The organism is Frischella sp. Ac48, from assembly GCF_019641635.1.
GTDB lineage: Bacteria > Pseudomonadota > Gammaproteobacteria > Enterobacterales > Orbaceae > Frischella > Frischella japonica.
The window spans coordinates 25,130-39,783 of record NZ_JAETXP010000016.1 but is presented as its reverse complement, the minus strand read 5'-3'; the positions used below and the strand labels follow the sequence as shown (position 1 = coordinate 39,783).

Genomic DNA, 14,654 nt, shown 5'->3' with positions numbered 1-14,654 from the left:
TTGCTTCTTATCTGAAATAAAAAACCACTTTTTTGAAAGTGGTTTTTTTATTTTAAATTCATTGCTCATTTTTAGACGCTAACCATTATTTTGGTTAGCACTGATAGTTTGCATGCAATAATTGATTAACTTTAGTTGAGTAGTAAATGAAATGATTATTCCTTGGCAAGAACTTGAAGATGAAACGCTAAATAATATTATTGAGTCATTTGTGTTACGTGAAGGAACTGATTATGGCTTGGTAGAAAAGGCATTAGCCGAAAAAGTTGCCGATATTAAAACACAATTACAGCAGGGATTAGTTGTGATTGTTTGGTCTGAAATACACGAAACAATTAACCTAAAATATGTCGCTGATTTAAAATAATTTTGCGACAAACATTTTAAGATCAATGAAAATGTTAGTAAAGCTATACTATTCACTATTCAACTTTGGTATAGTGTGCTACACAAAAATAACTAGACACCTTCTAGGTATTGTATAAACGGAGAAGAGCCTAATGATTATTAGTAAACAACAGTCCGATACAACATTAGATTGGTTTTTGTCGCATTGCCATATTCATAAATATTCTGCTAAAAGTACCTTAATCCATCAGGGCGAAAAAGCTGAAACACTATATTATATTGTAAAAGGCGCAGTCGCAGTTTTGATTAAAGATGACGAAGGTAAAGAAATGATTTTATCCTACTTGAGTCAAGGAGAGTTTATTGGCGAACTTGGTTTGTTTGAAGAAGGTGTTGAACGCAGTGCTTGGGTTAAAGCCAGAAAAAATTGTGAGATAGCTGAAATTTCCTACAAGAAATTTAAACAATTAATACAGGTGAATCCAGATATATTAATGAAACTTGCTGCACAAATGGCAAATCGTTTGCAAGTGACCTCCGAAAAAGTCAGTAATTTGGCGTTTCTTGATGTTGCAGGAAGAATTGCTCAAACTTTACTTAATTTAGCAAAACAACCTGATGCAATGACACATCCAGATGGCATGCAAATTAAAATTACTCGTCAAGAAATTGGTCAAATTGTTGGTTGCTCTCGTGAGACGGTAGGTAGGATATTAAAAATGTTGGAAGAACAACATCTTATTTCTGCACACGGCAAAACAATTGTCGTATATGGTACGCGTTAGTAAGATAAATAAATTCGTTATAGATAAGTTTGAATGAATAACGATTATTTAGCGAATAAAATTCAATAAACTAATGATATAAAAAAAATTAATTTTTTGGTTAGATGCGCTTATGTTAACATGGCAAACAATAAATTTTATAACTTAGGATTGGCATGATACAACAAACACTCATTCCAAAACATATTGGCATTATTATGGATGGAAATGGGCGATGGGCAAAAAATCGCAATCTATTGAGAATTGTCGGCCATAGAGCTGGCTTGAGAGCTGTTCGCCGAACTGTAGAACGAGCTAATGAACTTGGTGTCAAAGTTTTGACACTCTATGCCTTTAGCAGCGAAAATTGGAATAGACCAGAGCAAGAAGTATCGGCATTAATGGCTTTATTTATTTACGCCTTGAACAAGGAAGTGAAGATTCTTCATCGCAATAATATACAATTAAATATTATTGGTGATATTACGCGCTTTCCAGCACAAATACAAAAAATGATTAAACTAGCACAGGCAAAAACGAAGAACAATACTGGTTTAATTTTAAATATTGCTGCAAATTATGGTGGCCGTTGGGATATCGTTAACAGCGTTAAAAAACTCATCAATCAATATGAACGACAAAGTATCACACTAGATATGATTGACGAAGAAGCGATTAATAAAGAGATTGCATTATATGGCTTACCTGCTGTAGATCTAGTTATTAGAACGGGGGGAGAGTACAGAATAAGTAATTTTCTTTTATGGCAAATTGCCTATTCTGAATTGTATTTTACAGATGTATTATGGCCTGATTTTAATAAAGAAACTTTGGATGACGCCATATCAGAATTTATTAAAAGAGAGCGACGCTTTGGTCAAATATCCGGCGCTTGAAAAATAATATTAGGGAAAAATAATGTTAATTCCACGTTTACTTGCGGCATTGGTATTGATTCCACTTGTCATAATCGGTTTATTCTTTTTATCTACGACTGGTTTTGTTATAGCCATGTTAGTTGTTTTTGCTTTATCAGCTTGGGAATGGACGCAGTTCTTACATTTCAATACTAAACTAAGCAAGTTGGTCTTTACTATAATCTTTACAGTTATGACGGCGATTATTTATTATTTGCCTTTATATACAACAGTATCGACCTATTTGTATGAAGTAATATTACTTCTATCGTTAGTATGGTGGTTATTCGCTTTAATATTGGTATTCTTTTATCCTAAATCAGCACAGTGGTGGAAGAATTCATTAATCATCAAATTAATGTTTGCCTTTTTTACCTTAGTTCCTTTTTTCATTGCCATGATTCAATTGAGGCAAAATAGTTACTTTTATGACAACTTTGAGGGAGCTTTATGGTTGCTATATGTTTTAGTTCTGGTGTGGGCAACGGATTCAGGTGCTTATTTTGCTGGGCGAATATGGGGAAAACATAAGTTAGCACCGGCGGTATCACCAGGAAAAACCATAGAAGGACTTATCGGTGGTGTTGCATTATCATTAACTATTACTATTTTAGTTTATTATTGTCATTTCTTTACGATTTCTTTTTATCGTTTAATGGTAAGTTCATTCTTCGCTATCATGGTTTCGGTTTTAGGTGATTTAACCGAAAGCATGTTTAAACGTGAAGCACACATAAAGGATAGTGGTCATCTAATACCTGGTCATGGTGGGATTCTTGATCGAATTGATAGCTTGACTGCAGCAATGCCAGTTTTTGCCGCATTGTTTTTGTATATTGTTTAGGATCTTTTGTGTGATTAACTCGACAATTTCTTTTTTAATCACGATTAGTATTCTTGTTACTTTCCATGAGTTTGGGCATTTTATTGTTGCCCGATTGTGTGGCGTACGAGTAGAGTGTTTCTCTATCGGTTTTGGTAAAAAATTATGGTCACATGTATCGAAATCTGGCACAGAATACGCTATTTCGATGATTCCATTGGGCGGTTATGTCAAAATGTTGAATGGACACAATAATAGTGACATATCTCAACAAGATATCTCATTTGCCTTTGACCATAAATCGATATTAAAGCGTTTTGCGATTATTTTAGCTGGACCGCTTGCTAATTTTATTTTAGCTTTTGTTCTATTTTGGATTATTTTCCAAATTGGAGTAATTCGTTATCCAATAGTGATTGAGCAAATTTTGCCGAATACACCTGCTGCTAGTGTCAATATTCCTCTACAATCGGAAATAAAAGCGATTAATGGTAAACAAATTGAGACTTGGCAAGATGTTAACATGATATTAATAAGTCAAATAGGGAAAGATTTTGTCGATATCAGATATCAAACCGATAAGAAAGATATTTATGACCAAACAGTAAATATTAAAAATTGGCGTTTTGATATTGAAAAAGAGTCAGCCGTAAAAGCATTTGGTTTAGTGCCCGCTAAAGTTATAGTTTATCCCATAATAAGACAAATCAAACCTAATTCAGCAGCTGAAGCAGCTGGTCTAAAAGAAGGTGATGAAATTGTGTCTTATAACGCTAGCAAATTTGATAATTGGGAAAACTTTTCAGCGCTTGTAAGAACAGCACAATCAATTACTTTAGGCGTAAAGCGTGGAGATCAGTTTATATCGGTAAATCTTGAGCCGAAACGTGAATTAAATGCAAAAGGACAACTTGTTGGAATTGCAGGAATTTTTCCAAGTAATAACACAATTGTTAAACAGTATGGTATAGTAGGCGCGTTTGTAAAAGGATTTGAGCAAACGACCTCAATGGTAAAATTAGTTGTACAATCTTTTTACCAATTATTAACAGGTGAATTGAGTTTAAAAAATTTATCTGGTCCAGTGGGAATAGCTCAAAGTGCTGGACAATCAGCATCGAATGGAGTTGTGCCATATTTATTCTTTTTAGCATGTATTAGCATTAGTCTAGGTGTTATGAATTTAATACCGTTACCGATGTTAGATGGTGGTCATATTTTATTTTTAACGATTGAAAAATTAAAAGGTACCCCTTTATCTGAGGCTAAACAAGTAATATTTTATCGGATTGGTTTTATATTAGTAATAACAACAATGGGTATTGCTTTTTTTAATGATTTTATAAGGTTATTGTAGTGATGAAATGGGGTTATATAATTATAGGTGAGCCGCGCAAATGAAATTTAATAAATTGCTCATAGCATCCTTATTGTTAAGTTCTGCTACTTATGTACCAATAGCATTAGGTGCTAAAGATTTTGTAGTTAAAGATATTCAATTTGAAGGGTTACAGCGGGTAACCGTTGGCGCCGCGTTATTGAAAATGCCAGTACAAGTTGGTGATTATGTAAACGAGTCGGAGTTAGGTGATATTGTTAGGTCTCTGTACGCAAGTGGTAATTTTGAAGATATCAATATTGTTCGCAATGGCGATAATCTAGTTATCAAAGTTAAAGAGCGCCCAACTATTGCTAATATTACCTTTTCAGGCAATAAGTCTGTGAAAGATGATATGTTAAAGACCAATCTTGATGGTTCTGGTGTACGAGTTGGTGAAGCATTGGATCGCACCACGTTATCAGCCATTGAAAAAGGTTTAGAAGATTTTTATTATAGTATTGGTAAATATAATGCCAAAGTTAAAGCGGTGGTGACGCCGTTGGCTCGTAATCGTGTCGATTTGAAGTTAGAGATTGCCGAAGGTGTTTCAGCGCTGATTGAGCAAATAAATATTGTTGGCGCTAAAGCTTATTCGTCTGAAGAATTAATCTCTCGTTTTTCTCTTCGTGATGAAGTTCCGTGGTGGAACATGTTAGGCGATCGTAAATACCAAAAACAAAAATTAGCAGCAGATTTAGATGAGTTGCAAAGTTTTTATCTTGATCATGGTTATGCTCGTTTCAGTATTAATTCTACCCAAGTTAGTTTGACACCAGATAAAAAAGGCATCTATGTCACAATTAATTTGCACGAAGGTGAACAATATAATTTATCTAACATTGAATTAAAAGGGGATTTTGCTAACTATAAAGAAAAAGTGCAAGAGATTGCATCGTCCGAACTTAAACCGGGTCAGCTTTATAATGGCAAAAAAATTACCCAAATCGAAGATAAAATTAAGAAGATGTTAGCTAACTATGGTTATGCTTATCCACGAGTTCTTACCCATCCTGAATTAAATGATACTGAACACACTGCTAAATTAATTATCTTTGTTGATGTTGGTCCACGTTATTATGTCCGAAATATTAATATTGTTGGTAATAATGTTACAAGTGAAAAAGTCATTCGTCGTGAGCTACGGCAAATGGAAGGGGCTTGGTTGAGTAATGATTTAGTTGAATTAGGGAAAACACGACTTAATCGACTAGGGTTCTTTGATAATGTTGAAACTGAAACTGAAAAAGTCTCTGGTACTAATGATCAGGTCGATATTACTTATAAGGTGACTGAACGTAATACAGGGAGTATTAAGTTTGGTATCGGTATTGGGACCGATAGTGGATTAAGTTTCAATGCAGGTATTTCTCAAGAAAACTGGTTAGGAACAGGTAATAGTGTCGCTTTTGATGTCAATACAACTGATTCTGATAAAACAGCTTCTATTTCGGTAACTAATCCATATTTTACTATTGATGGTGTTAGTTTAGGGGGAAGTATTTATTACAATACTTATGAAGCCGATAAAGAGAGCGGTGATGTATCTGAATATTCTAGTAAAACATGGGGAGGCACCGCTAATTTAGGTTTCCCAATTAGTGAGAAGAATTTTGTCCGTTTTGGTACTGAATTTGCTAATCACAAACTTGATGATATGAATGCTCAGTATGGCATGTGGCGTTATTTTAAGTCGATGGGTAAAGATATTAACCGATCAAATATTTCATTTAGTACGAATGATCTATTATTGAATGCTTATTGGGGTTATAACTCATTAGATAGAGGTTTTTTTCCAACTGATGGTTTAAGATTAACGGCGAATGCTAAAGTGACGGCACCAGTATTTGATAACCGTTTTGTTAAATTTGTCGTTGATGGGTCTTATTATTATCCAATTGATTATGATCATACCTGGGTTGCTTTAGCTCGTGGTCGATTTGGTATAGGCAAAGGTTTTGGCGGTAAAGAGTTACCATTCTATGAAAACTTTTACGCAGGTGGTTCAACGGTATTACGTGGCTTTAAATCAAATACGGTTGGTCCAAAAGCAGTAAAATATAATTTCTCTGGATCGTCAACATGTGATTTGAGTAATACTTCTGGATGTCGAGCTTCTTCGGATGCTGTGGGAGGAAATGCACTTGCTTTTGCTAGTCTGGAGCTGATAGTTCCAACCCCTTTTACCAGTGAAAAATATGCAAATAGTATTCGAACATCCTTTTTCGTGGATGCTGGTACAGTATGGGATACTGAATGGGATCTCAAGAGTCGTGATATTCCTGATTACGGTTCAGCAACCGATATTCGCCTGTCTGCAGGTTTGGCTGTGCAATGGATGTCCCCGTTAGGACCTTTGGTATTTTCATATGCCCAACCAATTAAAAAATATGATGGTGATTCATCGCAACAATTCCAGTTTAATATTGGTTCAACATGGTAAAACGAATAAATTAAAAAAAGGTAAATATTATGAAAAAATTGTTATCAATTATAACGTTAAGTGTAGCATTGTTATTTACGGGGTTAGTACAAGCAGAAATGAAAGTTGCGATTGTCGACGTTCTTACTGTTTTGGATAAGATGCCGGAATCGAAGAAGATTATTGAACAGTTAAATAAAGAATTTGAAGCACGCCAAAAAGCACTACAAGCAGAAGAGGTAAAAGCCAAAGAAGCTGCGCGCAAATTGGAAAAAGATCGTATAACATTATCTGCCTCTGAAAGAAATAAATTAGAGAATGTTTTTGTTGAGTTCCGAAAAAATCTTGGAGAATTCAATTACAATTATGAGCAACGTAAAAAAGAAGAGTTTGCAAAATTATTTGTTCAAATTGAAAAAGCAGTACGAGCTGTAGCTGAAGCCGATAAATATGACTTGATCTTAAATACAGAAACAGTCCTATATTTAAATGACAAAGTTGATGTCACCGATAAAGTTTTAGCAAAGGTTGTTAAATAATGACTTCATATACCCTAAAAGCGTTAGCTGATGAATTAAATGCTACCTTTCGTGGTGATGAAAATATAACCATTGATGCTATAGCATCAATGGCTAATGCTAAGCCAGGACAAATAACTTTTTTGGCTGATAAAAAGTATCAAACACAATTGCAAAATTGCCAAGCAAGTATTGTTGTGTTAACGGAAGAAAGTCTTGAGCATTGGAATGGAGCAGCATTAATTGTTGCAAACCCATACTTAACTTATGCTAAGTTAGCTCAATTATTGGATACTACACCATTACCAGCTAATGATATTGCACCTTCAGCTGTAATTTCATCACAGGCTAAGTTAGGAAAAGATGTTGCAATCGGTGCTAATGCGGTCATCGAAAGTGGTGTCTGTTTAGGTGATAATGTCATAATTGGTGCGGGATGCTTTATAGGGAAAGACACAATCATTGGTAAGAATACCAAATTGTGGGCTAATGTTTCCGTATATCATAATGTCCAAATCGGTGAAAACTGTTTGATACAGTCGGGAACAGTTATTGGTTCAGACGGTTTTGGTTATGCTAATGACCGTGGCCAGTGGATTAAAATACCGCAACTTGGGCGAGTTATTATTGGTAATAATGTTGAAATTGGTGCTTCAACTACAATCGATCGAGGGGCTTTAGATGACACCATTATTCATAATGGTGTCATTATTGATAATCAATGCCAAATTGCACATAATGACCAAATTGGTGAACATACAGCTGTGGCTGGCGGTGTTATCATGGCGGGTAGTTTAAAAATAGGCAAATATTGCTTAATCGGTGGTGCAAGTGTTATCAATGGGCATATGGAAATTTGCGACAAAGTGACTATTACAGGAATGGGGATGGTTATGCGTCCGATTTCTAAACCTGGTGTTTATTCTTCTGGTATTCCTTTGCAAGATAATAAAATCTGGCGTAAAACAGCTTCACTAGTGCTACATATTGATGAGATGAATAAACGGTTAAAATCACTCGAGAAAAAACTGTTACAATTGGCAGTATAAATATTCTCGACGTAATAGATATCGGGCTGTATAATGCATGCCTATTTTGTAAACTCTTGGTGTTTGTTGCATTTATTGTTGTTAGTTATGTAATAAACATATTAAATTAAGATTCTGAGGTATAAAAAGATGCAAGTTTCGGTGGAAACAACACAGGGATTAGGTAGACGTTTGGCGATTACTATTCCATCAGAAGAGATAAAAAAAGCGGTACAAAAAGAAGTTGTAAATACGGCAAAGAAAGTCCGTATTGATGGTTTCCGAAAAGGTAAAGTACCTTTAAAAATTGTTGAGCAACGTTTTGGCGCTTCTATTCTTCAGGATGCTTTAAGTGAATTAATGCAACGTAATTTTATTGAAGCGATTATTCAAGAAAAGATTAATCCAGCTGGTTCGCCTACTTATAATCCTACAGAATATAAAGATGGTGAAGATTATCACTTTACAGTTGAATTTGAAGTTTATCCGCAAGTTGAAATTAAAGATCTTGATAAAATGGAAGTTGAAAAACCAGTAGCTAATATTGGTGATGCTGATGTTGAAACAATGATTGAGACATTGCGTAAACAACAAGGTACCTGGAAAGAAGTGGCAACCGAAGCGAAAGAACAATCACGTGTTGTTTTAGATTTCTTAGGCACTGTTGATGGTGAAGAGTTTGAAGGTGGTAAAGCGACAGACTTTACTTTAGTATTAGGGCAAGGTCGTATGATTCCTGGTTTTGAAGATGCAATCCTAGGCCATAAAGCAGGTGAACAGTTTGATATCAATGTAACTTTCCCAGAAGATTATCATGCGGAAAACTTAAAAGGTAAAGCGGCTAAATTTGCTTCTACATTGAAAAAAGTTGAAGAGTTGGAATTACCCGATTTAACTGAGGAAGTCATTAAACGTTTCGGTATTGTTGATGGTACGTTAGAAGCTTTGAAAGCAGAAGTACAAAAAAATATGCAACGCGAATTGACGGCAACTATCCGTAACAAAACAAAAGCTGCAGTGATTAAAGAGTTAGTAAAACATAATAATATTGACGTTCCAACCGCATTAATAGATCGTGAAGTTGATGTATTAAGAAAACAAGCAATGGCACGTTTTGGCGCTAATACAAAACAACCGGTTGATTTACCACGTGAGTTATTTGCCGATGAAGCGAAACATCGTGTAGTGGTTGGTTTATTATTCAACGAAATTATTGAAACTAATAAACTGGAAGCAAACGAAGAGCGCGTGAAGACATTGATTGAGGAAATTGCTACCGCTTATGAAGATCCTCAAGAAGTCATAGCTTATTATAATGAAGATAAGAAAGCATCAGAAAATTTAAAAGCAGTTGCTTTAGAAGATCAAGTAATTGACTTATTACTTGAAAAAGCAAAAGTAACTGAAAAAACATATTCATTTTCTGAGTTAATGAACCAAAAACCGGCTTAATAAAGTTAGTTTTTGATTTTTTTAAAATTATAGCCCAAAATGAGAATACTCTTTTTTGGGCTGTTTTGTTAGTTAAGGAGAAAAAATGTCTTTTAACAACACTTCTATTGAAGAAAGAATGGCAGTGATCCCAATGGTTGTCGAGCAAAATTCACGTGGTGAAAGAGCTTATGACATTTATTCTCGTCTTTTAAAAGAACGTATTATATTTTTAACTGGTCAAGTTGAAGATAATATGGCTAATTTAATTGTTGCGCAAATGTTATTTTTAGAGGCAGAAGATCCAGAAAAAGATATCTATCTTTATATCAATTCACCAGGAGGTGTCATTACTGCCGGCATGTCTATCTATGATACGATGCAATTTATTAAGCCGGATGTAAGTACAATCTGTTTAGGTCAAGCTTGTTCCATGGGCGCATTTTTATTAACAGCGGGAACTAAAGGTAAACGTTATTGTTTACCCAATGCACGAGTGATGATTCATCAACCGTTAGGGGGTTTTCAAGGGCAAGCTTCGGATATTCAAATTCATGCACAAGAAGTTTTGAAAATTAAAAATAGAATGAATGAATTGATGGCTTACCATACTGGACAGAAAATTGAAGTAATAGAAAAAGACACTGACCGCGATAATTTTATGTCAGCAGAGCAAGCCGTAGAGTATGGGTTAGTTGATGCTATTTTTAATAAACGTGCTCAATAGCTTGGTTTTTGAGAAATATAATTAATGTTTTTCAATCAGAACTTTTTGTAAGGATAAACTGGCATACAAAGTGAACTTTTGGTCTAAATATGACTATTTAAGATCACATTAGCTAGTTTATGATATCATTAACCATTAGTTCATTTTGGTTAATTGAATTTTTAACTCGTTCATTTATGTTTATTCTTTTAGAAATAGGAATAAATAACATAAAGAAACGTTATTTAAGTGGTTAACTCTTAAATTAAGAGTTAGATATGATGATTCAAAATGAGTAAATCAATTTATTTGTAATCGATAGGTGGATGTAGTGAATAAAGAGAATTCCGGTAAATTACTTTATTGTACCTTTTGTGGGAAAAGCCAACATGAAGTAAAAAAGCTAATTGCAGGGCCATCATCAATTTATATTTGTAATGAATGTATTGCATTATGTAATGATATCTTACAAGAAGAGACAAACACCCTTTTTGTTGACGATACTTCAACCGAAAAGGCTTTACCAACTCCACATGAAATCCGCGCTCACTTAGATGAATATGTCATTGGTCAGGATCAGGCAAAAAAAGTATTATCTGTTGCTGTTTATAACCATTATAAACGAATCAGAGCGCCGAAAAATGAAAGTGGCGTTGAATTAGGGAAAAGTAATATTCTTCTTATCGGACCAACGGGAAGTGGTAAAACCTTACTTGCAGAAACTTTAGCGCGCTTTTTGGATGTTCCATTTGCTATAGCTGATGCGACAACGCTAACGGAAGCGGGGTATGTTGGAGAAGATGTTGAAAATATTATTCAAAAATTATTACAAAATTGTGATTATGATGTTGAAAAAGCGCAACGAGGAATAATTTACGTTGACGAAATAGATAAAATTTCCCGAAAATCTGATAATCCATCTATTACGCGTGATGTATCAGGTGAAGGTGTACAACAAGCATTATTAAAGATTATTGAAGGTACGGTTTCCTCGGTACCACCTAAAGGTGGTCGCAAGCATCCGCAACAAGAATTTTTGCAAGTTGATACTTCAAAAATTTTATTTATTTGTGGTGGTGCGTTTGCCGGACTTGATAAAGTAATTGAAAGAAGAGTCTCGGTAAACAGAGGTATTGGATTTGGTGCTGAAGTTAAGAGCCAAAAACAAAAAGAATCCGAATCTCAGTTATTTGCTAAAATTGAGCCTGAAGATTTAATTAAATTTGGTCTTATTCCTGAGTTCATTGGCCGATTGCCTGTTATTGCAGCTCTTGCTGAGTTAGATAAAATCGCATTGATTAAAATTTTAACTGAACCGAAGAATGCACTAACTAAACAGTATAAAGTATTATTTGATTTAGAAAATGTTGAATTAGAATTTACGGATGAAGCACTTGATGCGATCGCTGAAAAATCGATGCAACGTAAAACAGGTGCAAGAGGTTTAAGATCGATTGTTGAAGGAGTGTTACTTGAAACAATGTATGACTTACCATCGTTGAAAAATGTGAAAAAAGTGGTTATAAATCAAGAAACAATCAAAAATTCGACCACACCAGAAATTATATATCATATTTAATCCTATCCCAACACACTTGAAATTTCAGGTGTGTTGATTATTCTTTATTTATCAGAGATCTGCATCTTACCATTTTTCTTTTATTCTTAGTTATTAGTGTTAAAATGAAACGTTATTATATACATTTAATAATAACTTATAACAGATTTTGCCTCCTTCAATGAGCAATATTAATTCTATATGTTGAATTTTAACAAGAATAATATGAGATTCAATAAATAGACTTGAATATTCATTATTGACCCCAATATAAGCTTAATATTAAGTAACGCTACTAGAGAGAGTTATATGAGAACAAAACAATCAAAACAGATGATACCAATATTGCCATTAAGAGATGTGGTCGTTTTTCCACATATGGTTATGCCTCTGTTTGTGGGAAGAGAAAAATCAATTCGTTGTTTAGAAAAAGCAATGGAAATGGATAAAAAAGTCTTTTTAGTAACTCAAAAAGATGCAACGCAAGAAGATCCACAAGAAAGTGATCTTTATACAGTTGGGACAATCGCTGAAATTTTACAACTCTTAAAGTTACCTGATGGTACGATTAAAGTTTTAGTTGAAGGGACACAAAGAGCTAAACTTATTGAAATCGTTGATCAAGATAAAGAAGAATTTTTTATTGGACGTATCGAACCTGAAATAGCCACTAAAAGTATTGAAAATGAAGCATTGATACGTGTAGTATTATCGAATTTTGAAGAATATTCCAAATTAAATAAAAAAATCACTCACGAAGTTGTAGATTCTATTCATCATATTCAGGAACCTGATCAATTAGCCGATTCTATTGCCGCAACGTTATTTATTAAAGTTGATCAAAAACAAGAAATTTTAGCAACGCTGGATTTAGAGAAACGTTTTGAACTTTTGGCTTCGTTAATGGAATCTGAAATTGATTTATTAGAAGTTGAAAAAAATATTCGCCAGCGCGTTAAAGAGCAAATGGAAAAAGCGCAAAAAGAATACTATCTTAATGAGCAAATTAAAGCGATTCATAAAGAATTGGGTGATCTTGAAAATAAACCTGATGAATATGAAGAGCTAAAAAAGAAAATTGAAAAAGCTAAAATGCCAAAAGAAGCCACTGAAAAGGTTATGGCTGAGCTTAACAAATTAAAAATGATGCCAACTATGTCTGCAGAAGCCACTGTTGTTAGAGGTTACATCGATTGGATGTTACAGTTACCGTGGCATAAAAAAAGCAAAGTTAAGAAAAGTATAAAAGAGGCTTTAAAAGTTCTTGATCGTGATCATTATGGCTTAGAACGTGTAAAAGACCGAATATTAGAATATTTAGCTGTACAAAGCCGGGTAAATAAAGTGAAAGGTCCAATTTTATGTTTAGTTGGACCACCGGGGGTTGGTAAAACTTCATTGGGGCAATCTATTGCCAAAGCCACAGGACGTGAATATGTCCGTATGGCATTAGGTGGTGTGCGTGATGAAGCTGAAATTCGTGGGCACCGAAGAACTTATATTGGCTCAATGCCTGGTAAATTGTTGCAGAGAATGGCAAAAGTTGGTGTTAAAAATCCGCTTTTCTTGTTGGATGAAATCGATAAAATGGCTTCCGATATGCGTGGCGATCCTGCTTCAGCGTTGCTTGAGGTTCTTGATCCTGAGCAAAATAATGCTTTTAGTGACCACTATTTAGAAGTTGATTATGATTTATCGGATGTGATGTTTGTGGCAACCGCAAACTCAATGAATATTCCAGGACCATTGTTAGATCGAATGGAAGTGATTCGTTTATCAGGTTATACCGAGGATGAAAAACTAAACATTGCTAAGCAGCATCTTATTTATAAACAAATTGAGAATAATGGTCTTAAACCTAGTGAGATTATTATTGAAGATTCAGCAATTATCGGTATTATTCGATACTATACCCGTGAAGCAGGCGTTCGAAGTTTAGAACGTGAAATCGCCAAAATTTGCCGCAAAGTGGTTAAGCAATTATCGTTAGATAAAAAACAGAAGAAAGTAGTTGTAAATCAAAACAATTTAAAAGCATTTTTGGGAGTACAGCGTTTTGACTATGGCAAAATTGATAGTGAAAACCGTATAGGGCAAGTGAATGGTTTAGCATGGACTGAAGTAGGTGGTGATTTATTAACAATCGAATCGGTAAGTGTGCCAGGTAAAGGTAAATTGACTTATACAGGATCGTTAGGTGAGGTAATGCAAGAATCGATTCAGACAGCATTAACAGTTGTACGATCTCGCGCAGAAAAGTTAGGTATTAATACCGATTTTTATGAAAAACGTGATATTCATGTTCACGTACCTGATGGCGCAACGCCAAAAGATGGTCCAAGTGCTGGTATTGCGATGTGTACTTCTCTGATTTCTACTTTAACGGGTAATCCAGTTAAAGCCAATGTTGCCATGACTGGAGAAATTACACTAAGAGGACAAGTTTTACCAATCGGAGGCTTAAAAGAAAAACTTTTAGCTGCTCATCGTGGAGGAATAAAAACGGCAATTATTCCAATAGACAATGTTAAAGATTTAGAAGATATCCCGGATAACGTTAAAGCTGCATTGGATATTCATCCTGTGAAATGGATTGATGAGGTATTGACTATCGCACTGCTTAATAATCCATTCGGAAGTGAACCAGTGAAGGTTGCTAAAACGTCAATTAAACGGACAACTAAAAAATCAAAGAATGATCTTTCCAACTTAGGAAGATTAAATTAATCAAAAACCTATTTAAAAAACCAGCATAAAAGCT

Annotated in this window: 12 protein-coding genes; all 12 read left to right on the top strand. The window is 34.5% G+C overall.

Annotated features, from left to right (window positions below):
* The first annotated feature begins 151 nt into the window (after window positions 1-151).
* The 12 genes from JMI89_RS10525 (at window position 152) to lon (ending at window position 14,620) form a co-directional block, all read left to right on the top strand.
* Complete coding sequence (locus JMI89_RS10525) at window positions 152-367, top strand: YheU family protein (RefSeq protein WP_187756055.1); 216 nt, start codon at window positions 152-154, stop codon at window positions 365-367.
* 133 nt (window positions 368-500) lie between these two features.
* On the top strand, window positions 501-1,133 hold the full coding sequence (gene crp / locus JMI89_RS10520) for a cAMP-activated global transcriptional regulator CRP (protein ID WP_187756054.1): 633 nt from the start codon (window positions 501-503) through the stop codon (window positions 1,131-1,133).
* 155 nt (window positions 1,134-1,288) lie between these two features.
* Window positions 1,289-2,008 (top strand): isoprenyl transferase, encoded by a 720-nt coding sequence (locus JMI89_RS10515; protein WP_187756053.1) that lies wholly within the window; start codon window positions 1,289-1,291, stop codon window positions 2,006-2,008.
* A 22-nt stretch (window positions 2,009-2,030) separates the two neighbouring features.
* Window positions 2,031-2,873 carry a phosphatidate cytidylyltransferase gene (locus JMI89_RS10510; RefSeq protein WP_187756052.1) on the top strand — a complete coding sequence of 281 codons (843 nt, stop codon included), beginning with the start codon at window positions 2,031-2,033 and terminating at the stop codon, window positions 2,871-2,873.
* A gap of 10 nt (window positions 2,874-2,883) precedes the next feature.
* Complete coding sequence (gene rseP, locus JMI89_RS10505) at window positions 2,884-4,209, top strand: RIP metalloprotease RseP (protein WP_187756051.1); 1,326 nt, start codon at window positions 2,884-2,886, stop codon at window positions 4,207-4,209.
* A 40-nt stretch (window positions 4,210-4,249) separates the two neighbouring features.
* Window positions 4,250-6,673, top strand: a complete 2,424-nt coding sequence (bamA, locus tag JMI89_RS10500) for an outer membrane protein assembly factor BamA (protein ID WP_187756050.1) — start codon at window positions 4,250-4,252, stop codon at window positions 6,671-6,673.
* A gap of 29 nt (window positions 6,674-6,702) precedes the next feature.
* The gene (locus tag JMI89_RS10495) at window positions 6,703-7,191 is read left to right on the top strand and encodes an OmpH family outer membrane protein (protein WP_187756049.1); all 489 of its coding nucleotides are present in this window, start codon (window positions 6,703-6,705) and stop codon (window positions 7,189-7,191) included.
* On the top strand, window positions 7,191-8,219 hold the full coding sequence (gene lpxD / locus JMI89_RS10490; RefSeq protein WP_187756048.1) for a UDP-3-O-(3-hydroxymyristoyl)glucosamine N-acyltransferase: 1,029 nt from the start codon (window positions 7,191-7,193) through the stop codon (window positions 8,217-8,219). Before JMI89_RS10495 ends, lpxD begins: the two co-directional genes overlap by 1 nt.
* A 129-nt stretch (window positions 8,220-8,348) precedes the next feature.
* Entirely contained in the window at window positions 8,349-9,650 is a 1,302-nt protein-coding gene (gene tig / locus JMI89_RS10485) for a trigger factor (RefSeq protein ID WP_220680039.1), read from the top strand.
* An 85-nt stretch (window positions 9,651-9,735) separates the two neighbouring features.
* A complete protein-coding gene (gene clpP / locus JMI89_RS10480; protein ID WP_255562893.1) occupies window positions 9,736-10,356 on the top strand; it encodes an ATP-dependent Clp endopeptidase proteolytic subunit ClpP in 621 nt (206 codons plus the stop codon).
* A 301-nt stretch (window positions 10,357-10,657) separates the two neighbouring features.
* Window positions 10,658-11,914, top strand: a complete 1,257-nt coding sequence (gene clpX, locus JMI89_RS10475) for an ATP-dependent protease ATP-binding subunit ClpX (RefSeq protein ID WP_187756046.1) — start codon at window positions 10,658-10,660, stop codon at window positions 11,912-11,914.
* Between the two features lie 288 nt (window positions 11,915-12,202).
* Complete coding sequence (gene lon, locus JMI89_RS10470; RefSeq protein ID WP_187756045.1) at window positions 12,203-14,620, top strand: endopeptidase La; 2,418 nt, start codon at window positions 12,203-12,205, stop codon at window positions 14,618-14,620.
* Window positions 14,621-14,654: the final 34 nt, after the last annotated feature.